Annotated in this window: 13 protein-coding genes; 10 read left to right on the top strand and 3 right to left on the bottom strand. The window is 38.6% G+C overall.

Going from position 1 to position 21,166, the window contains the following annotated elements; genetic code table 11:
* Positions 1-10 precede the first annotated feature (10 nt).
* Both clpA and HGJ18_RS07240 read right to left on the bottom strand, forming a co-directional pair.
* The gene (clpA, locus tag HGJ18_RS07245; protein WP_253695342.1) at positions 11-2,368 is read right to left on the bottom strand and encodes an ATP-dependent Clp protease ATP-binding subunit ClpA; all 2,358 of its coding nucleotides are present in this window, start codon (positions 2,366-2,368) and stop codon (positions 11-13) included.
* On the bottom strand, positions 2,365-2,670 hold the full coding sequence (locus HGJ18_RS07240; protein ID WP_002668196.1) for an ATP-dependent Clp protease adaptor ClpS: 306 nt from the start codon (positions 2,668-2,670) through the stop codon (positions 2,365-2,367). Before HGJ18_RS07240 ends, clpA begins: the two co-directional genes overlap by 4 nt.
* 162 nt (positions 2,671-2,832) lie before the next feature.
* Between HGJ18_RS07240 and HGJ18_RS07235 the strand changes: the two genes are divergently transcribed.
* The 8 genes from HGJ18_RS07235 to HGJ18_RS07200 all read left to right on the top strand — a co-directional run bounded on the left by HGJ18_RS07235 (position 2,833) and on the right by HGJ18_RS07200 (position 12,182).
* Positions 2,833-4,017 carry a DHH family phosphoesterase gene (locus tag HGJ18_RS07235; RefSeq protein WP_253695341.1) on the top strand — a complete coding sequence of 395 codons (1,185 nt, stop codon included), beginning with the start codon at positions 2,833-2,835 and terminating at the stop codon, positions 4,015-4,017.
* Complete coding sequence (locus HGJ18_RS07230) at positions 4,014-4,631, top strand: epoxyqueuosine reductase QueH (protein ID WP_253695340.1); 618 nt, start codon at positions 4,014-4,016, stop codon at positions 4,629-4,631. Before HGJ18_RS07235 ends, HGJ18_RS07230 begins: the two co-directional genes overlap by 4 nt.
* A gap of 118 nt (positions 4,632-4,749) precedes the next feature.
* A complete protein-coding gene (locus HGJ18_RS07225; protein WP_002674584.1) occupies positions 4,750-6,039 on the top strand; it encodes a glycine/sarcosine/betaine reductase component B subunit in 1,290 nt (429 codons plus the stop codon).
* 11 nt (positions 6,040-6,050) lie between these two features.
* Complete coding sequence (gene grdB, locus HGJ18_RS07220) at positions 6,051-7,346, top strand: glycine reductase complex selenoprotein B (RefSeq protein ID WP_253695339.1); 1,296 nt, start codon at positions 6,051-6,053, stop codon at positions 7,344-7,346.
* Positions 7,347-7,664: 318 nt separating this feature from the next.
* Positions 7,665-8,450, top strand: a complete 786-nt coding sequence (locus HGJ18_RS07215; protein WP_002674594.1) for a transporter substrate-binding domain-containing protein — start codon at positions 7,665-7,667, stop codon at positions 8,448-8,450.
* A gap of 5 nt (positions 8,451-8,455) precedes the next feature.
* Positions 8,456-9,148 carry an amino acid ABC transporter permease gene (locus HGJ18_RS07210; protein WP_253695338.1) on the top strand — a complete coding sequence of 231 codons (693 nt, stop codon included), beginning with the start codon at positions 8,456-8,458 and terminating at the stop codon, positions 9,146-9,148.
* Between the two features lie 75 nt (positions 9,149-9,223).
* Complete coding sequence (locus tag HGJ18_RS07205) at positions 9,224-9,955, top strand: amino acid ABC transporter ATP-binding protein (RefSeq protein ID WP_253695337.1); 732 nt, start codon at positions 9,224-9,226, stop codon at positions 9,953-9,955.
* 130 nt (positions 9,956-10,085) lie between these two features.
* Positions 10,086-12,182 carry a DNA topoisomerase IV subunit A gene (locus HGJ18_RS07200; protein WP_253695336.1) on the top strand — a complete coding sequence of 699 codons (2,097 nt, stop codon included), beginning with the start codon at positions 10,086-10,088 and terminating at the stop codon, positions 12,180-12,182.
* 15 nt (positions 12,183-12,197) lie between these two features.
* Here the strand turns inward: HGJ18_RS07200 and HGJ18_RS07195 are convergent, their stop codons facing one another.
* Entirely contained in the window at positions 12,198-13,487 is a 1,290-nt protein-coding gene (locus HGJ18_RS07195) for a UPF0164 family protein (protein WP_253695335.1), read from the bottom strand.
* 147 nt (positions 13,488-13,634) lie between these two features.
* On the opposite strand from HGJ18_RS07195, the gene HGJ18_RS07190 reads away from it, so the two are divergent.
* Positions 13,635-16,565: a hypothetical protein gene (locus HGJ18_RS07190; RefSeq protein WP_253695334.1), complete on the top strand. Its 2,931-nt coding sequence runs from the start codon at positions 13,635-13,637 to the stop codon at positions 16,563-16,565.
* Positions 16,562-21,163 carry a SpoIIE family protein phosphatase gene (locus HGJ18_RS07185; protein ID WP_366792885.1) on the top strand — a complete coding sequence of 1,534 codons (4,602 nt, stop codon included), beginning with the start codon at positions 16,562-16,564 and terminating at the stop codon, positions 21,161-21,163. Before HGJ18_RS07190 ends, HGJ18_RS07185 begins: the two co-directional genes overlap by 4 nt.
* Positions 21,164-21,166 lie beyond the last annotated feature (3 nt).

The following is a 21,166-nucleotide window of genomic DNA, read 5'->3' as shown; positions in this document are numbered from 1 at the left end:
CCGCACCTTTTTATTTTATGTTTAACACCAAATAGGGCTTTTTAAGTTTGTCCCCGATTCGGCATTTTACGGAGCTTCCTTTTTTTGTTTCCCCAAAAAGAATCATATCCGTTAAGGGGGTTACAAATTCGTCTTCGACAAGGCGGGCCGCATTGCGGGCTCCAAATTCTTCCGAATATCCTTTTTCGGCTAAAAGAGGAATAACGTCTTCGTCAAGCTCAAGGGAAATTTCTTTTTCGGCAAGCTGGGAGCGTATTTTTTCTACTTCCTTTTTGATGATAAGGCTCATAACCTGCATCGTAAGGGGGCCGAATTTTATGATTGCATCAAGCCTGTTTCTGAATTCCGGAGTAAAAGTTTTTTCGACAGCCTCATCGACAGCCGATTCCGAAATACGCTCTCCTCCGAAACCGATTAAGGGCTTTCCTATATTGGAAGAGCCTGCATTGCTTGTCATAATAAGAATTATATTGTTAAAGGCCGCCTTTCTGCCCTGATTATCGGTAAGGGTAGCATAGTCCATAATCTGTAAAAGAATATTATAGATGTCGGCATGAGCCTTTTCTATCTCGTCCAATAGAAGAACCGCATTAGGGCTTTTTTGCACGGCAGAGGTTAAAAGCCCGCCTTCTTCAAAACCTACATAACCGGGGGGTGAGCCTATGAGGCGGCTTACCGTGTGCTTTTCCTGATATTCGCTCATATCGAAGCGGAGGAGGGGGATACCCAGCTCTTCTGCAAGGGTCTTAGCAAGTTCGGTTTTGCCTACGCCCGTGGGGCCGACAAACAAAAAGTTTGCAACCGGCTTATCCTTGGAGCGGAAGCCGGCTCGGGAGCGTTTTACAGCCTTGGTAACGCCCTCGATGGCGGTATCTTGCCCGAAGATTTTTTTTGAAAGGATTTCTTCAAAGTGCCGCAGTTTTTCCGTTTCGTTTACCGAAACCCTTTGTTCCGGAATCTTGGCTGTTTTTGCAACTATCTTATCTATGTCGGAAAGACTTACCTCCGGCAAGGCTGTTTCTTCAAGGTCTTTTTTATCAGCTTCATTTTCGTTCTTTTCTTTATCGGCTCTTATCTTAATCAGGGCACCGGCCTCGTCTATAAGGTCTATGGCCTTGTCGGGCAAAAACCTGTCCCTGATATGAATGGCCGAAAGATGGACTGCCGACTCCAAAACCTCATCACTGTAATGCACCTTATGAAAATTCTCGTAACTTTCGCGAAGGCCTTTTAATATTTTAACGGCTTCTTCTTCATTCGGCTCTTCAATATCTATTTTTTGGAAACGCCTTGCAAGGGCTGCGTCCTTTGTAAAATGCTTATTGTATTCTTCAAAGGTTGTAGCTCCGATACAGCGAACCTTTCCGTTCGCCAAAATCGGTTTTAAAAGATCAGGTGCTTCAATTCCGCCTCCGCCCGAGTTTGCATTTACAATGGTGTGGATTTCATCTATAAAAAGAATAGCATTTTTTTCTCGTGAAATTTCGGATACAATCCGTTTAAGCCTCTCTTCAAAGTCGCCTCTAAATTTTGCTCCGGCCAGCAGGTCCGATAGGCTTAAGCTGTATATATTTGCGTTTTTTAAAAAGCCGGGAACCTTATTTGCCGTAATTCTTTGGGCAAGCCCCTCGGTGATAGCCGTTTTTCCGACTCCGGCTCCTCCAACATGAATGGGATTGTTTTTTTGCTTGCGGCATAAAATCTGAATAGTTCTTTCTATTTCTTCTTCCCTTCCGATGATGGGAGAAAGCCGGCCCTTGCGGGCTTTTTCGGTTAAATTTACCGTAAACCTTTCAAGATAAGTTTTTTGTGCCTTGCTTTTGTCCGTGTTTTTTTCTTCGGCAGTATGGGCGGCAGAGTCTTCTTTTAAGCCCTGAGCTTCCCGAACATCTTCGGCTTCTTCATAGGCACTTCGGTTTTTGCCGTCATCATAGAAGTCGGGGCTGCTTACCAGCTGGAGGAGCCTTAGGCGGTCTATTCCGCTTTGCTTCATAAAAAAAGAACAATGATTTTTTTCCTCATCCATAAGGCTTACTATTATGTCGTTAATCCCGATAACGGGCTTTTCGGCAGCGTTGCAGTTTAAAATTGCCCTTTCAAAAACATTTTGCAGGCCTACTGTTTGAATAGGTTCTGCCTGATTGTCTTTTGTCCTTACCGGAACCTTGTTTTCAAGGTAGGTGTTTAGGTTATCGTGGATGTAACCCAAATCCGAACCTGAAAGGGTAAAAAGCTCCAAGGCCTTGGGATTGAACATAATAGCCCACAGGAGGTGCTCCGGAGTAACAAATTCATGATTTCTTTTTTTAGCGTCTTCAACAGCATCTTGAAAAATGCGTCTGACAGTTAGACTTACCGTAAAATTCATACTTTTTCAACCTTGCATTGCAGCGGAAAATTATTATTTTTTGCTGCCGTTAATACTTGAAAGCATTTTGTTGTTGCTATGTCATATACATAGATACCGACAGAGGCTTGTCCCGTTTTATGAACCTTAAACATCAAAGTTTCGGCCTCTTCCTGCGACTTATTAAATATGGAAATAAGGACGGCCACAACAAAATCCATTGGGGTAAAGTCATCGTTAAGAAGAATGACCCTATAATTTTCCGGTTCTATAAATTTTTCAGATATAATAGTCCCCTTTTGGGCTTGCTTTTTTAGTTCCATACATATAAAGTACTGTAAAAATCCGTATTTTACAAGCAAATTCTTATTTTTTTAATAATATTCTTTGATAAAGGTAAGAATTTTGATGAAAAATTTGATATATTTGTAAAAAAAGAAAAAAGAAACTTGATATTTTGACGTAATGTGCTATACTATAATGCGATGAGCTCTAGTAATTCTGAAACAAAAAAAATAAAACCTATCAGTATCGGCAGAAAAAATGCGGTAATGGAAAGGATTTTTGAACTTATATATGAAAAATCATCATTTTTGCTTTTAGGGCATAAGCACGCCGATGAGGATTGCATATCCTCGGTTGTTGCTTTCGGCTTATTGTTGCGTAAATTCGGGAAAACCGTAAATATTTTTTTAGAAGATAATGTTCCGGATAATCTTTCTTTTTTTGCGGATATTTGCAGATACAATTTTATCTCTTTGTTTGTTAATGATGTGACTGAGGTCATAAATCCCGATGTTTTAGTTATTTTGGATACACCCAAGCCTGATATGATAGCCTCAAATGATGCTATTGAAGTTTTTTTAAAGGATAAAACGCTTCCTAAGGTTGAGATAGATCATCACTTTGCCGCAGATGCAGATTATTCGGGAGATGAGGATTATAGACTTACCTTGAGGGCGTCAAGTACCTGCGAGATAATAGGGCAAATGTGCTTAAAACTTGAAAAACGCCCTGAGATTCTTAAAAAATACGGTATACATGAGTTATATTCACGCAACATAGTTCTTGCTATGCTCACAGGCATGATTGGAGATGCAAAGATGGGAAACTATCTTTTTAAGCAGCGTGATAAGGCTTTTTATAATTATTTTTCAAAAAAGTTTAATTCTATTCTTCATGAAAAATTTAACGAAGGTTCTCAAAACATAAGTTCCGTAAACGAAATTGTGGATGTAATGGAAAAACTTTCAGATGAAGATGCAAGAATTTATGAATCGGTAATGAAAAATGCGTCTTATGATGGACGTGTCGGTATTATAATCTTAGATGAAAAACAGTCCGATGCTTTAAGTTCGGGGATTGATTATAATCAGTTTTTGGGAGTCATAAAGCGTGCTACAGACAATATAGCCGAAAAAGTTCATGGAGTGGGTATCTCGGCATATTTTGATCCTGTGGAAATCTCCGATAAAATTCAGCTTAGAATAAGGGCTTCCGGAGATGTAAAGGGGATTGATGTAAGACCTATTTTAAGTGAATTTAGTATTGCAGACGGAGGCGGTCATCCGGGGGCCATAGGCTTTAGGTTCCCCAGAACGGAAATCAAGGATCTTCCGGCCTATGTAGAAAAAATTTCCAAAAAAGTTAAAACCCTTATTCCGAAATGATGCCTCAAAAAATAAACTATGACAGACTGATGCAGGAGACGATAAAAAATTTAGGTTCAAATGATAAGACCTTATTGCTCCATTCCTGCTGTGCGCCTTGCAGCTCTTCCGTTATCTTAAAGCTTGCTCCTTTTTTTAAGCTTACTGTTTTCTATTATAATCCCAATATAGACACGGATGAGGAGTACTCAAAAAGGGCCGAGGAACAAAAACATCTTATTTCCATATATAATGAAGAGAACATCTCATCTCACAAGATAGAAATAATCAAAGAGGTCTATGATCCGCAAGAATTCTCTGAGATTTCTCAAGGTTTGGAAGATTGTCCCGAAGGAGGGGAGCGCTGTATGCGCTGTTACCTTTTGCGGCTAAAAAAAACTGCCGAAAGAGCTAAAAAGGACGGTTTTGACTTTTTTACTTCAACTCTTTCGGTAAGTCCCCTAAAAAATGCGGAAAAACTTAATACTATCGGCCTTTCTCTTGAAAGTGAAGGCTGCAAATGGCTGCCGAGCGATTTTAAAAAAAGGAACGGCTATCTTGATTCTATAAATTTAAGCAAAAAATACGGTCTTTACAGACAGGATTACTGCGGCTGCAAATACTCGAAACGATAAAATTTTACTCATTTTATATTCATAAATTCAAATTTTAGAATTGACTATATACTTAATTCCTGCTATAATAGTAACCAAAGTAATCAATCTATTGACTAAAAATAATAGGAGGTCAAAAGTGAAACTTGAATTAGGTATTATACCCATTAACGACATGAAATTTGGAAACAAAACTGCCGTTAACGGAACATGCCTTGAAGTAAACAAAGCTGAACTTGAGGCTCTTATCAAGGAAGATCCGCTTGTAACCGGCGTTGAATTGCACATTGCAAAGCCCGGCGACAATACCCGAATTATCCCTGTAAAAGATGTTCTTGAACCCCGATGCAAGGTAGAAGGCAGCGGCGTTTGCTTCCCCGGTTTCTTTACCGGTGAAGAGGCTGTTGTTGGAGCAGGTAAAACCCACGTATTGAAGGGTGCTGCTGTAGTTACAACCGGAACCGTTGTTGGTTTCCAGGAAGGTATCATCGACATGAGCGGTCCGGGTGCTGAATATACACCCTTCTCAAAAACCGTAAACCTCGTTGTTGATTGCAAAATCCAAGACGATGTTACCCGTGCTATTAAAGAGAAGGCCTTACGCCTTATGGGCTTAAAAACAGCCCGATACCTCGGAGAAGCTGCTAAAAACGTAAAACCCGCTTCTGTAGAAACCTACGAAACACTTCCCTTCGTAGAGCAGGCTAAACAATATCCCAACCTTCCCAAGGTAGGTTATGTTTACATGCTCCAGAGTCAGGGACTTTTACATGATACCTACTACTATGGTGTCGACGTAAAGCAGATTCTTCCCACCATGATGTACCCCACAGAAGTTATGGACGGTGCAATCGTAAGCGGTAACTGCGTTTCTGCATGCGATAAAAACCCGACCTATGTTCACCAGAACAGCCCCATTATCCATGAACTCTATAAGAGACACGGAAAAGACATCAACTTCATGGGTGTAATTGTTACAAACGAAAACGTTACTCTTGCAGACAAGGAAAGATCTTCCAACCTTTCAGCAAAGTTGGCTCAGATGCTCGGCTGCGATGCAGTTATCGTTTCTGAAGAAGGTTTCGGAAACCCCGATGCTGACTTGATCATGAACTGCCGCAAGATCGAAGAAATGGGTATCAAGACCGTTCTCGTAACCGACGAATATGCCGGTCAAGACGGTGCAAGTCAGTCTCTTGCTGACTCGAACCCCTTAGGAAATGCTGTAGTTTCTAACGGAAACGCAAACGCTGTTGTAAAACTTCCCCCGATGAAGACCATCATCGGAGATGTAAAACAGGCAAATGTTATTGCAGGTGCTTGGGACGGAAGTTTACATGCCGACGGAACAATCGAAGCTGAAATTCAGGTTATTACCGGTGCTACAAACGAGCTCGGATTCTGGAATCTTAGCGCAAGAGGACTATAAGGAGTTAAGCTATGAGTAAAGTAATTGTTCATTATATCAATCAGTTCTTTGCCGGAAAGGGCGGAGAAGACATGGCTGACTACAAACCGGAGGTTATTGACGGAACAGCAGGTCCCGGTACCGGAATTCAAGGTGCCTTAGGAGATGCAGGAAAGATCGTCAAGACCATTATCTGCGGTGATAACTTTTTTAACGAGCACGAAGAAGAAGCTATTGCATTCGTCAAAAAAGTTCTTACAGATACAAAAGCAGACCTTCTTATTGCCGGTCCCGGATTTAACGCCGGACGATACGGTATGGCTTGCGGTAACGCAGCAAAGGTTGCCTTTGAGCTTGGAATCCCCGCTATTTCTGGTCTCTATGAAGAAAACCCCGGTTATGATGTATTCAAAGCCTTTATGTACACAATCAAAACAGGCAACTCTGCTGTAAGCATGAGAGAAGCTGTTCCTGCTATCGGAGCTTTGGCTAAAAAACTTTTAAAGGGCGAAAAAATTTGCTGCCCCGAAAAAGAAGGTCTCTTACCCAGAGGCGTACGCCAAAACTATTTTGCAGAAGAAAGAGGTGCAAAGAGAGCTGTTGACATGCTCATCAAGAAGATTAAGGGTGAAGAATTCGTAACCGAATATCCGATGCCCGTATTCGACAGAGTCCCTCCTCAGCCTCCCGTTAAGGATATCACCAAGGCAAAGATTGCATTGGTAACCTCAGGCGGTGTTGTGCCCAAGGGTAACCCCGACCACATTGAAGCTTCAAACGCTTCACACTACGGCGAATATTCAATCGCAGGTATGGCCGCTCTTTCATCAAAAGACAGCGAAACAGCTCACGGCGGATATGACCCGACCTATTGTAACGCAAACCCCAACCGAGTTCTTCCGGTAGACGTTTTGCGCGACATGGAAAAAGAGGGAAAGATCGGAAAGCTTCATGACAAGTACTATACAACGGTAGGAAACGGTACCGCTGTAAAGCGTGCAAAGAAATTTGCCGAAGAAATTGTTCAAAAACTTGTGAACGATGGAGTGCAGGCTGTAATTCTTACCTCCACGTGAGGCACATGTACTCGTTGCGGTGCAACGATGGTTAAAGAAATCGAGAGATTCCTCCCGGTAGTACATATTGCAACTGTTGTTCCTATCTCAAAGACTGTTGGTGCTAACAGAATTGTGCCGGCCGTAGCTATTCCTCACCCGCTCGGTGATCCTAAAATGAACGACGCAGATGAGAAAAAACTCCGCCGATCACTTGTTGAAAAAGCATTAAAAGCTCTTGAAACACCTATTTCAGAGCAAACCGTTTTTTAATTTAGCTTTTTAAACTAAAGCCCCCAAGCCTCTAAGGCAAGGGGGCTTTTTTTATTTAAATTAGTTTATGCCGGCTAATTTAATATATTTTCCCTGACTCGATTTTAAGAAGGCGGGTAAAAAAATCGTCTTCATCCTCGGTGTGGGCAATTTCAAAGACTATCTTTGCTTTAGGATTGCCTAAAAGCCTGTTTCTTCCTGGTTTGTAGACAGCATTTATTAAAAAAATAATAGATTTATTAAAAAATATATTGACTTATTTATAAATATGTTGTATGGTTCAGTAACTACATAATAATTTTTATACGGAGGAATATTATGAAGAAAAATGGCATGATTTTATGTGCTATGTTACTTGGATGTACCCTATTCGCTATGGGAAAGGGTGAAACGCCAACGAATGAAAATGTTATTACAATTGGAACTTCGGCTTCGTACAAGCCGTGGGCTTATCAAGAAAAAGATGTTGTAAAAGGCTTTGAAATCGACGTATGGAATGAAATTGCAAAAAGAAACGGTTTAAAGCTTGAAATGAAATTAGGTAAATTTTCAGGATTAGTAGGGATGTTAGATGCAGGCGAAATAGATTCCGTTGCACATCAAATGTCCATTACACCTGCGCGTTTAGAAAAATATTTGTTTTCAAGTCCTTATGCTTACAGTTATTATGACTTTTTTGTAAAAAAAGGATCGGACATTAAAACCTTAGATGATTTAAAACAAAAGAGGGTAGGCTGCTGGCTTGGCGGAAATGGAGAGAAAACATTAAGAGAAATTAATGAAAAATATCACTTAAACCTTGATATCGTCACGTATGACGGAGCTCCTATGGAACGCGAAGTTTTGTTGGGAAGAATAGACGCTTTCTGGCAAGGTGAAGTAAAAACTCTTACAGTAGTAAAAGATGAAAATCTGGATTTAACTCAATTGCATCAAAGGCTTACTTATGAAGTAAACGCTTATCCTTTTAGAAAAGATGCACGAGGTGAAAAATTATCTGCTATGGCAAAAAAAACAATAGATGAAATGCGAAAAGACGGAACATTAAAAAAGCTGTCGGAAAAATGGTTCTCAATTGATGTAACTCAAGAAGCAAAAAAATAAAACGTGTGAATAATACTATATATTTTGACGTAAGGTTTGCGCTGCAGCTTGTTCCGGGAATGTTAAAGTATGCAGGCGTAACCTTACGGCTTTCGATGTTAGCAATAGTATGCGGTCTTGCCTTAGCTTTTTTGATTGCATTTATAATTGATGCAAAAGTGCCTTTATTAAGCGCTTTTTTTAGACTGTATGTTTCGTTTTTTAGAGGCACCCCGTTGATGGCACAGCTGTTTTGTTTCTATTTTGGAGTCTTGCCTTTAATGGGAAGTATGGTGCAGCGAGTTTCATCTTTTTCGGCTGCATTGATAGTACTTTCTTTAGCCAGTTCCGCTTATATGTCTGAATCGTTACGAGCTGCTTTTTCTTCCATTGAAAAAGGGCAAATGGAAGCTGCCTATTCGGTCGGTATGACATATATGCAAGCAATGCGTTTTATCATTTTGCCGCAAGCAATAAGGGTTGCCTTACCTACTTTATTTAGCAGCTTTATCAACATTATTAAAGATACATCTTTGGTTTTTGCAATAGGAGTTAAAGAAATGATGGCGCAGGCTCAACTGGAAGGCTCATCCGGTTATAGATACTTGGAAGCTTACGTTTGCGTTTTATTTGTTTATTGGGCAATTACTGCAATTTTGGGTAAAGTCCAAAAGCGGCTTGAAAAAAAATTTAGTAAAGGAGTTGGTCTTGACGGATAATAACGCCGGAAGAAAACTTCTAAAAAATCGGCAGGAGTTTTTTGGGAGAGTCTTAAAAGACATAATAAGAATATAATGCTAAAGATAAAAAACTTGACGGTAGTATTTAACGGTAAAGCGGTTTTAAATGATTTTAACTTAGAAGTAAAAAAAGGCGAAACGGTTGTTATAATCGGCCCTTCAGGTACCGGGAAATCTACTTTATTACGATGTATAAACTATTTAGAAAAACCCCAAAAAGGAACGATAGAGCTTGGCGGTGTTTATGCAGATTTTTCTAAAATAAATAAAAAAACGATAGTTACATTAAGAAAACATTCATCCATGGTTTTTCAGTCTTTTAATCTTTTTAATAATTTAACCGTAAAAATGAATATCGTAAAACCTCTTACGGTTGTTTACGGATTTGAAAAAGAAAGAGCGGAAACTGTGGCTCTTCAGTTATTAAAAAAAGTTGGCCTTCTTGAAAAAGCTGATGATTATCCTACTACATTATCCGGCGGACAAAAGCAAAGAGTAGGTATTGTTCGAGCTGTTGCCATCAATCCAAACATCATTTTATTTGATGAACCCACTTCCGCTCTCGATCCCGAGTTATCCGGAGAAGTGCTGAATGTAATAAGAGATCTTTCAAAAGAGAATATGACATTATTGATCGTTACACACGAAATGAAATTTGCCGGGGAAATTGCAGATAAAATCATTTTTATGGAAGACGGTTGCATTGTTGAAGAAGGGACTCCTGAAAAAATATTTACAAATCCCGACAATCTCAGAACGAAAGAATTCGTTACAGGAAAATTTTAGCTTTTTTCATACTCTTTTTCTATGTAAAAAGATATTACAAAATTGATTTCGATGCGGTGTTTTCCACTCGTGTAGACAAATTTCAGCTTTTAGTGTATCATCTTAAAATACTTTTTTTTTGAGGAAAAAGATGGATTATATTGAAAGTCTTTTTAATAAGAATTTTTTGGAATATGCAAGTTATGTTATCCGCGACAGGGCCATACCCGACCTTGAAGACGGTTTAAAGCCCGTTCAAAGGAGAATTCTACATTCTCTTTTTGAGATGGATGACGGCAAATTTCACAAGGTAGCAAACGTTATCGGGCACTGTATGAAATACCATCCTCACGGAGACGCTTCAATAGGAAACGCCCTCGTGGTTCTTGCTTCAAAAGAGCTTTTTATAGATACGCAAGGAAACTTCGGGAATATTTTTACCGGAGATGAAGCTTCCGCTCCCCGATACATAGAGTGCAGGGTAAACGAATTTGCAAAAACCATCTTTTATAATCCTCACATAACCGATTATACCGTTTCTTATGACGGAAGAAACAAGGAGCCCCTGGCTTTTAGGGCCAAGCTTCCCGTAATCCTCGCTATAGGGGCAGAGGGAATTGCCGTAGGTATGTCTACAAAGATTTTGCCCCATAATATCCTCGAGATAATTGAGGCCGAAAAAGCCTTTTTAAGCGGAAAATCCTTTGCTCTTTTCCCGGACTTTCCTACGGGAGGATTGATAGATGTTTCTGAATATGAAGACGGCTTAGGCAAAGTCTTAGTCAGGGCTAAGCTCGACACCTCCGACGAAAAGAGGATAGTAATAAGGGAGCTCCCCTTCGGAAGCACGACCGAAAGTATGATTAACTCTATCGAGGCCGCTTCAAAGGCCGGAAAGGTTAAGATTTCGGAAATAAGCGACTATACGGGCGAAAATGTCGAGATTGAGTTAAAGCTTCCCAGAGGAGTCTATTCGGCCGATGTGGTAGATGCCCTCTATGCCTTTACCGAATGCGAGCAGTCGATTCCCTGCAATCTTTTGGTTATAAAGGACAATCTTCCGGTTCAAATTACCGTAACCGATATAATAAAATACCACGCCAAGCAGCTGATGCAGATTTTAAAGGACGAGCTCGAATACGAAAGATCCATGCTTACCGAGCGCCTCCACCTGCGCACCCTTGAGCGTATTTTTATCGAAGAACGCATATACAAAAAGATAGAAACTATGAAGACGGCAGAGGGCGTAATCAATGCAGTTATCAAGGGTTTTGTTCCCTTTAAAAAGGAATTAATCCGCGATGTAACCGAAGATGATGTCGATAAATTGCTTAAAATCCCCATCCGCCGCATATCTCTTTACGATATAAATAAAAACCGTGAAGAGGTCAGGGAGATAAATAACCGCTTAAAGGAAATTGCAAAGCTCTTAAAGAATTTAAAGGGCTATGCTATTTCGGTTTTGGACGGAATTGCGGCAAAGCTTCCGGCAGAGGAATTTAAGCGCAAGACCGAGATTACGGGCTTTACAAAGGTTGACGTAAAAGAGGCCGTAACAAGGGATACAGCCCTCCGCTATGATGAAGAAACGGGCTATCTCGGCACCTCCGTTACCACAGGAAAGGAGATTTTACGGGTCAGCCCCTATGACCGCATCTTTGTCTTGAGGAAGAGCGGAGTCTACACCGTAATGGATGTGCCCGACCGAGTCTTTGTCGATACGGGAATGTGGTATTGCGGCTTTGCCGAAAAAGAAGAGCTTTCTAAGGTGCTTTTTACCGTAATTTACCGCGACTCCAAGACAAAGTATGCCTATATAAAGAGGGCAAGGGTAGAAGGCTACATTCTAAACAGGGATTACCTTTTTGCTCCCGACAACACCGAGGTGCTTTTTGCAAGTACTAAGCTTAAATTTTCTTTTAAGCTGAACTACGCACCTAAACCGAGAGTAAAAAAGATAGAAGAAGAATTTAAGGCCGATTCCTTTGCCGAGAAGGGCTTAAAGGCTCAAGGCGTACGCCTTTCGGTACGGGAGGCTCTTTCTGCCGAAGAACTGTCTGAAAAAAAATCCTTGATTAAAAAGGCCGAAACAAAAAAGACGGTTAAAAAGGAAGCTCCTATAAAGGAAAAAAAAGAAGCTGTAAAGAAGGCTAAGCCTGAAAAAACGTCCAAGACCGTCAAAAAAGAGATGACTTCCGGGGCTCAAAAGACTTCAAAGACAGGAAAGAAAAAAGTATCCGATAAATGATAAATAAGGATTCTTTTAATCGAGGAACAAGATTTTCTTTACTTCTTCTAAGAGCCGGAGCTGCTGTTCGGCTCTGGCTATGCCTTCTATTGCAGGGTCATAGCGTTTGTCTATAGTTAAAATTTCTTTCCAAAGTTCTATAGCCTTTTCGTAGTTTTTATTATTGTACTCTTTTAAGGCCTGAACATATAGCTTTTTTACGGTGTTAAGTTTTTCATCTCTTTTATCCTGTCCTAAAAGAAGTTTTACTCCGATGCTGATTCGGCTGATATTTGTAACCTGACTGGATAGATCCAAAGTATAATTTGCGGAAATTTGAACGTCCGAGAGGTTTACTTCTCCACCCAAGGTAAATCGTGGATTTCCTCCCTTAATGCCGAAACCTGTTAGAAGATTAAAATATTTTGTGATTGAAAACATAAATCCTAAACTCCCATAAGGCAGCCCGGAATTTTTTATATTTACAATATTTATTCCCTGATTTACATCTATTCCGAATAAAAAGAAATCTACCGGTCTATATGCAAAGCCTAGAGAAATATATGAAGGAGGAATGTCTCCTCTTATGGGGGGACCGAAGTTCTTTAAACTAAGCCCGAAATAAAAATTAGGCTCATCACTGTAAAAAATTTTTGTAACATTGGCCCTTATCATAATTCCAAAATCGCCAAGAACAGCATATCCGTTTTGTTGTGAAGCATTTTTATACTGGTTTTCGGGATGATCAAAATCTGCTGCTTCTCCATTTCCGAAAAAAGGAGGTGTAGCCCTGATTCCTGCTTTTAGGCTCCCCCCAATACTTATTCCTTTAAAATCGTATCCTGCAAGAAAATTATAGGCTATATTTGCGGTTAAAAAGGTTTCGCTGTAGTAGCCTGATGCTTTTTTTTGCCCCAAGGGGCCGTATTCCGTAAAGGGAATGTAGAAGCACCTTAAAGATGTTCCCCAGCCAAGATGATTTTTCCTTTGGGTATAGCCTACCGTTTCGAGCTTGGAATCCGCTATCCAGCTGTTATGCAGAACATTTAGCTCGGTTTCTTTTAAAAGGGCACTCGCAGCAGGATTTGCATCGAAAAAACTTATATCGTTTGAAAGAGCCGTAAAAGTACCTCCAAGACCTTCAAAGCGGCCTCCTGAGGGAATCAAAAGGGAGCGAAAAGCTGTTTCTCCTTCAAATCTTTGTGTAAATATATCAAAAATTGATGATACTCCCGAGTAAAAATTGGAAATATCTGCACAAAAAAGGCCTGTTTTTGAAAAAATGAGAAAAATACTTATGCAAACGGCTTGAAAAATTCTCTTCATATTTATACTATTATATATGAATTTCGGCTTTTTTTTAAGCAGTTTTTAGAGATTTTTATTAAAAAAAAGTATAAAAAGCCGAAAATTGATATAGGAGTTTTTTATATAGATGACTTTTTTAAGTGCATCGAATTAAGGTTTGGTAAGTTGGATAAAAAACGGTTTTTTATAAGTCTTTTTATATGTTTTCTCTCTATTTCTGCCTTTTCAAAAGGGTCTGCCGAAGAAGATTATGCAACGGCTAGAAGTCTTTTGGAAGAGTCAAAAAATACTGCAGCCTTGCAAGATATAGTTAATGTTATTGAAAACAAACCTGAATCCATGGAGAGCGGAATAAGTCTGGCCAGAAAAACAATGAAAAATCAGGCCGAATTTCAACAAACCTTCCATGAACTTATAGAACTTTTAAGAGTAGACCCCGGCAATAACTTAAAAAGAATTGCGATAATAAACAAGATGGAAATTTTGGAATCCGATATGGATCCGGATCTTAGGGCTTTTTTAGACAAGGTAAAGACATCTTCATTCTATGCTATTTACCGTATAAAGTTTAATGACTTGATGGATGAAGGTATTCAACTTATAAAGGAAAAAAAATATAATGATGCCTCCAAGACTTTTATTCAAGGTTTTTCAATGTATGACGGGGAGGAAATGGATGAAGATAAAAATGCCCAAATAAGCAGTGTTTTAAAAAACGTACTTGATTCGGTTAAATCCGATACAAAAAAATATGAAGATGCTTATGCCGAATTTATTTCGGATGTGAATAAATATAGGGCTAAAGCTTTTTCATCATCCTTATCTTCTCTTGAAAACGAATTAAATGCTTTGAAGAATTCTTCTTCTCGGCTTAGAAGTCTTACCGGTTTATTAATAGGATCGGGTGCTTCGTTAAAACAGATTTATTTAAATGAAAGGAAAAAAAATGTTGAGACCGAAGAAAGCATATTGCCCTTTGCTTACCGTTTAACTATCGGACGGGATTCGGCAAAAGAATATGAAGGTGTTGAAGGAGCTATGGAAGCGGGAGTGCATGAGCCGCTTTATTCTTTGGCAGACAGTCATTGGCAGGAAATTAAAAAACTGTGGTTTGAATCTTGCAATACATTCGATTTTGAAAGCGACATATCTATCGATAAAAATATCTCTCTAATTGATTTTCATTTAAAAAGCTTGACTGGAATTTATTCCTTTATTAATACACGTTCCGGGTCAAGATTTGGAAAGACGGTTGATTCTCAAGATAAAAAAAGAAACTCTTTAGCCGAACTTAATAAAATCATGGATTCCGCAAAAAAATATTACAGCCGCTTTTTGGCTATAAGAGAAAAAATACAGCCTATTTCATCTTCTTATACCGGCAGTTCTGATGAGTTGCGTAATTCCGGAAATCCTAAAGTTAAAACCTTAAAGGCTGAAATTCAAGAATTGGAATCTATGATAGTTTCCGTAAAAAAATTATCTGAATCTTCAATACCTCACATTGCAAACGATCTCGGCAAAGAACAGGAAGCTTTAGAATCCAAAAACAGTTTATTGTCAAGTAACATGGATAAGGCCCGTCTTTTGTGCTATGAAGAGCTTGCAATCATAAATAATAGATCCGGTAAAGAAGCTTTTGCCGAAACAAAACAAAGATATGACCGCTTTACGAATAATAGACAAAAGACCGATAAGACATCTCCGGCAGAAACCAGACAAGAACTTTTAAACTTAAAAGAGATTGTAAAAGTAGATTTAAGTATTTTGAGTAATTTTATTAAAGATACCGATCTTTCCGTATCCGAATCGAGCAAGGTGTTTGCAGAAAATAAAAACGGTATTGAAACAACAATTACATCTCTTAAAGAGCTTTCAGGTATTATAGACTCGGATTTGGCATTGACGGAATCTGCTATTTTAAAAATACGGTTAGCAAAAAATGAAGCCGACTTAAGGTTTGAAGAAGCAAAGAGAAATTTAGCATCCGGTAATTTTTCTGCAGCAAGGCGAAGCATAGAACTTTCACGAACAAGAACTAATGATGCCTTACAGCTTGAAGAAGATGCAGAATACAGAAGCCTTACCGATAAAAGACTCGGAGATCTCGGTAAAGAAATTAATGATGCGGAAAACGCTGTAGTTGTTAAGGACGTCCGTGCATATTTGGAAAAGGCAAAAAAGGAGTATTTTAATACCGAGTTTATAAAAGCTGAAGAAACTTTGAATACGGCACGCAGCCGTTGGGCTGTAACCAATGTTGAACCGAACGAAGAGGTTGAAAACTGGCTGGCAATTGTAAATACCGCAGGAACCTTAAAAACAGGAAGATCCATTCCGGCTTCGGCTCCCCTATATCCCCAAATGATACAGCTTTTAAATAATGCCAATCAGCTTTATTTGGATGCGGAGCAAAAAATAAATGCGGGTCAGAGGAGTGCTGCTTTAAATAATTTAAATCAAGCTAAGGATAATATACGGCAGGTATTATTGATATTCCCGTATAACGAAATTGCGGGGCAATTAAATTTAAAAATAGATAAGCTGATAGATCCTGCAAACTTTAACGAGCAATTTAAGCGGAAAGTTCAAACTATAAGAGCAGAGTACAAGCGTAATTCTCAAAAATCGTATAGCGAATTATTGGATTTGTATAGCATAGATAAAAACTTTTCGGGACTTGCAGCTTTAAAAGATGAAATTGAAATTTACTTAGGCCTTAAACAGCCTCCTCCCAATCTTAAAGCAATCGCCGAGTCTGCTAATCTTACTAAGGCGGCTCAGGCAATATATACAGCCGGTGATAGAGCTTCATTCCCGATTGCTTTGCAGCAATTGGATGCGGCTATTAAACTTAATCCGCAAAACACTGATGCGATGCAATTAAAGGACTCAATTCAAATGGCTATGGGAGGTGCTGCGGTTATTGTACTTTCTGCTGCCGATGAAGCAAAGTATCAGCAAGCCGTTTCCGAATTACAAAAAGGAAATAAGGTTATAGCAGCTGCATTGGTTGAACAGCTTATGCAAAGTCCTAATGCAAAAAACTCTGCAAAGGTTAGAGAATTAAAAAAGAGGATAGATGCATTATTATGATTAACGGAAAAAAACATATGAAAAAAATCTTGATTATATTTTTAATGTTCTTATTTTTTGTAAGTTTTTTATCGGCAAAAGAATTTTATTGGGAAAATCCTTCCGTTATAAGCGGCCGAAACGGATACTTTTTAAAGTCCGCTTCAAATGCAAAAATCTCCGCCTCTGTCTGGGAAGAAGCCGTTAGGTCCTCCGATACTGAAGGATTGATATATATTTCGACAGGCGTATATGTAAATAACAAATGGACAATAAATGAAAGAATAATTCCGCCTATTCCTTATACTGCCGATATTCCGTCAATTGCTTCTATCGCTGTTGGAAATGATGACAGTATTTTAATCGCATTGGTAAAAAACCGTAATACTATTACGATTTTAAAAAGTACCGATTACGGTAAAACATATACGGTTAAAAATATTTCCACAGAAATATACGATTTGCTTTCTCCTCAACTATCCGTTGCTTCAAACGGTAAGTATCTTATGTTTGTTTCTCACGGTGCAGATGAAAAGTTTTCTATATTTTATTCTTTATCTGAAGACGGTCTTAATTGGCCGGCTTTTTCGGAGTTTAATTTTGCAAAAAAAATGGATAGGATTTTTCTTCCTGCACATACGGCTTCCGCAAAAAACGATGTTTTGGTTTTTCAAGCCTTGGACAAGAGCGGAGACAGACGTACTTATCAGCTTTTTTCTTCATTTTCCTCCGATGGATGTTCCTCTTGGTCGGAACCTGTAAGGATAACCGATGATTTTGATTCTAATAATCAAAGACCGAATCTCTTATATATTAATTCGCAAAAATCTGTTTTTATTGTTTGGGAACAATCATCTTACCGCAGCGAAAAGAATTCTCCCGCCTATGCAGTTTTAGATAGCAAAGGAAAACTTGCTTCTTCAATTGAAATACTGCCGTCCGGAAATGGAACGATATTTAGTCCCAGAATCATAGCTTATAATAATAAACCTCTTATTGCTTGGTCAGAAACTTATGACGGTAAATCATCGATTTTGATTGCAAGAAAAGAGGATGCAAATTGGAAAACAGACTCTGTTGCATCTATCACCGGCCCCTTGCTTTTTGTAAATCCCTTTTTTGTAAATGGCAATCTTCATATAGTTTGGCAGGAAGGAGTCCGCTCGGCAAAAATAATGCATGCCGAACCTGATCATGAAGTCGCAAAGGCTCAGCTTCAACCTTTGGATTTTGATTCAAAGACTTCAGAGGGAAGACAAAAAATTACAATGAAGATTAAATTTCCCAACGACTCATCAGGTATAGCCGGTTATTCGTATGAGTGGTCAAAAGATGTGCCTCCCAAATCTGTAGAACCTGTAATTAAAAAATTACAAGACGAAACCGTTTTGGTGTATGAGCCTGAAGAAGACGGCTTATGGTATTTGGGCGTTAGAGTTTGCGACTATGCCGGGAATTGGTCGGAGATGACTACTGTTTCTTATGAAAGAGATATAGTTCCTCCTGCAGCTCCTATATTTGATTTATTGGCCTTAGATAAAAAAGGTTTTGTAACATCGAATACATTTGATATTCAATGGAGTCCTCCCGATTTGGATATAGACGGAAAACCTGAAACGGCTATAAACGGTTATATATGGAATCTTTCATATTTAGGTACAGTAGATAAGTTTCTTTTGTACCTAAAAAAAATCGATACCGATTTTATAGATGATGATGTCGTGCAAAAAGTTTTGTCCGATAATTTAAATCTTGAATTAAATACATCAAAAATAAGTTCCGTTTCAAATAAAAGAGAATTTAAAAATTATGAAAACGGTCTTTATGCTTTAACCGTTTCTGCCGTAGATGCTTTTGGAAATATCGGTGCTCCGGCAGTAAAGTATTTTGCTTTAAATAAATACATTCCGTATACTTATGTTGCAGATGTAAATGCAATGCAAGCTTTGGACGGATCTATCTCTCTTTCTCTGGTAGGTAAGGGCTTTGCTGCCGGAGGCGAAGTAACCTCGATCTATGTTGATGCTGACGGCCTTCCTCCTTATGATATGACTATAGAAAAAAAAGATTTTTCTGTTCTTAGTGATAAACTTATATCGAATATAAAAATAAACTATCTGGATCCCGGAAAATACTATGTGGGATTAATGCACTCAGCTCGAGGAGTTTACTTTGCCCAAAAAAACATATCTTTTGATGATATAGGAAATATTAAGCTGGGTGATTATGGAAAGGTCTATAAATATAATTGGCTTCTTTCGGCTATGGATTACGATTTTTCGGATTATTTTTTAATTATTTGCTTTACCGTATTCATTTTACTTATTATGACTCTTTCAATAACGGGAGTTATTTATTCCGTAAAAGAAGCTATAAAAATAAAGTATGAGGTAACTGTTTTATTGCGAGGAGGTGCTATGTCATTTGGAAAAGAAAAAAAACTGTCTGCATTAAAAGTTAGAGGCGGCGGATTAAGGTTAAAGTTTATGATGTTTACAACTACTTTGATAATATCGGTTATTTTAACCTTGGCTCTTCCTTTGGGTTTTCGATTTTCGGAAACACAGGAAAGACTTTTGGCTGAAGGCTTAGCTTCAAATACTCAGGTTTTGCTTGAAAGTTTGAGTTCCGGTGCCAAAGCTTATCTTCCTTCAAAAAATGTATTGGAGCTGGGTTTTTTGCCTTCACAAGTCTCCGCACTTAAAGAAGCAACCTCTGCAACGATAACCGGTGTTCACATTGATAATAAAAAATTAGGCTATAATTTTGTTTGGGCTTCCAATGATGAAGATATTCTTTCTAAAATAGATACTCCCGATTTTGTTGTAGGTAAATCCGAATTGTCATTGCCTCAATTGGAAGATGTATATAAAAAACTTGATGAAATTGATAAGGAAGCAAGAGATAGCGTAGGCAAAATTTCAGATGAAATTCAATCTTTGACAAACACAGCGATTGGAATTGCTTTGAGTACCGATAAAAAATCTGTGGAACGCAGAAACGAAATTCAGGCGGCTATTAATCAAATGGAAACAAAACTTAGTTCCGAACTTAACGGATTGAGTATAAAGGGATCCGGTTCTTATCCCGAATTTAATTCAAAAAAACTTTCAAGGGATATTACAAGCTATCTCTTTTATAAGCCTATTCTGTACAGGGATACAGGAGGAGAATATAATTTTGTTCAAGGTATGGTTTATATTCAGGTTTCTACACAGGGCTTGCTTGAACAGATTGATGAAGCAACAGCTGCACTGCATAAAGTTATATTATTAATTTCATTGGGTGCTCTTTCAGCAGGTTTAGTCGGTGCCTATATTTTGTCTTCGATTATTACGGCTCCTATAAAAAAGCTTGTAGAGCATGTTGCAATGATTGCCGCTACCGAAGACAAGGAGCTCCTTGCAGGTAAAGATGTTAAACTTAAAACAAAGGATGAGATAGGTGTTTTAGGAACAACCATAAACGAAATGGCAAACGGTCTTGTTGAGGCGGCCGCAGCTTCAAAGGATTTGACAATGGGTAAAGAAATTCAAAAAATGTTTTTACCCCTCGATTTAGATGAAGCAGGAAGAAAACTTACATCAGGAAAGACTGTAGACGATAATGTAGAATTCTTCGGTTATTATGAAGGTGCCCGCGGTGTATCGGGAGACTATTTTGATTATATAAAATTGGACGATAGATACTATGCAATTATAAAGTGCGACGTTGCAGGTAAGGGAGTTCCTGCCGCTCTTATAATGGTCGAGGTCGCAACTCTTTTCTTGGACTATTTTAGAGACTGGAGCTATAAAAAGCAGGGACTAAAAATAGATCAGGTTGTATCACGAATAAACGATCTACTGGAATCCAGAGGCTTTAAGGGACGTTTTGCAGCCTTTACCCTTTGTATTATGGATTCGATAAGCGGTAATGTTCATTTTTGTAATGCAGGTGATAATGTTATCAATATTTATGATGCCGCCTTAAAGAAAATGAAAGAAGTTATCTTGACCGAAGTTTCTGCAGCAGGAGTTTTCCCGACTTTTATGATAGATATGAAAGGCGGCTTTAAGGTTGAAACCGTTAAATTAAATTCCGGAGATGTTCTGTTCCTCTACACTGACGGTATTGAAGAAGCCAAACGCTTGTTTAGGAATTCCAAACTGGAGCCTGTTTTATGTGAAGAACCCGGGCTTGAAAAAGATGCCGAACATGAAACTCATAGTGTCGGTCAGGACGGAGAAGAGTTGGGTAAGCCCCGCGTATGCAAGATTATCGAAAGTATCTTTGCCCGAAGTTCTTTTAGCTTAAAAAAATGGCATAACCCGATTGAAAATGAACAATTCGATTTTGATTTTACAAACCTTGAGGGAACAATTGAGGATGCGGTTATAGGCCTTGTTTCAGTCGAAAAAATATTCCGAATGTATCAGGATCCTAAAGCAACCGAAAGAGATATGGTTCAGGTAGATAAAAAAATAGATTTATTTTTAAATAAACATTTTAGGCAATATCAAACTTATTGCGGAAACCGTGTACCCAACACGAGTTATAACGAGTATCTTTATTATACAAATGTACGTGAAGATCAGCAATATGACGATTTAACTATTTTGGGAATTAAGAAGAAATAAGAC

Source organism: Treponema denticola, assembly GCF_024181405.1.
Lineage (GTDB): Bacteria > Spirochaetota > Spirochaetia > Treponematales > Treponemataceae > Treponema_B > Treponema_B denticola_D.
This window is presented reverse-complemented; position numbering and strand designations above follow the sequence as displayed.

What these genes read in the sequence shown, in the direction of transcription:
- clpA (WP_253695342.1), bottom strand. Translation starts at nt 2,368, where the DNA reads ATGAATTTTACGGTAAGTCTAACTGTCAGACGCATTTTTCAAGATGCT.
- HGJ18_RS07240 (WP_002668196.1), bottom strand. Translation starts at nt 2,670, where the DNA reads ATGGAACTAAAAAAGCAAGCCCAAAAGGGGACTATTATATCTGAAAAA.
- HGJ18_RS07235 (WP_253695341.1), top strand. Translation starts at nt 2,833, where the DNA reads ATGAGCTCTAGTAATTCTGAAACAAAAAAAATAAAACCTATCAGTATC.
- HGJ18_RS07230 (WP_253695340.1), top strand. Translation starts at nt 4,014, where the DNA reads ATGATGCCTCAAAAAATAAACTATGACAGACTGATGCAGGAGACGATA.
- HGJ18_RS07215 (WP_002674594.1), top strand. Translation starts at nt 7,665, where the DNA reads ATGAAGAAAAATGGCATGATTTTATGTGCTATGTTACTTGGATGTACC.
- HGJ18_RS07205 (WP_253695337.1), top strand. Translation starts at nt 9,224, where the DNA reads ATGCTAAAGATAAAAAACTTGACGGTAGTATTTAACGGTAAAGCGGTT.
- HGJ18_RS07200 (WP_253695336.1), top strand. Translation starts at nt 10,086, where the DNA reads ATGGATTATATTGAAAGTCTTTTTAATAAGAATTTTTTGGAATATGCA.
- HGJ18_RS07195 (WP_253695335.1), bottom strand. Translation starts at nt 13,487, where the DNA reads ATGAAGAGAATTTTTCAAGCCGTTTGCATAAGTATTTTTCTCATTTTT.
- HGJ18_RS07185 (WP_366792885.1), top strand. Translation starts at nt 16,562, where the DNA reads ATGATTAACGGAAAAAAACATATGAAAAAAATCTTGATTATATTTTTA.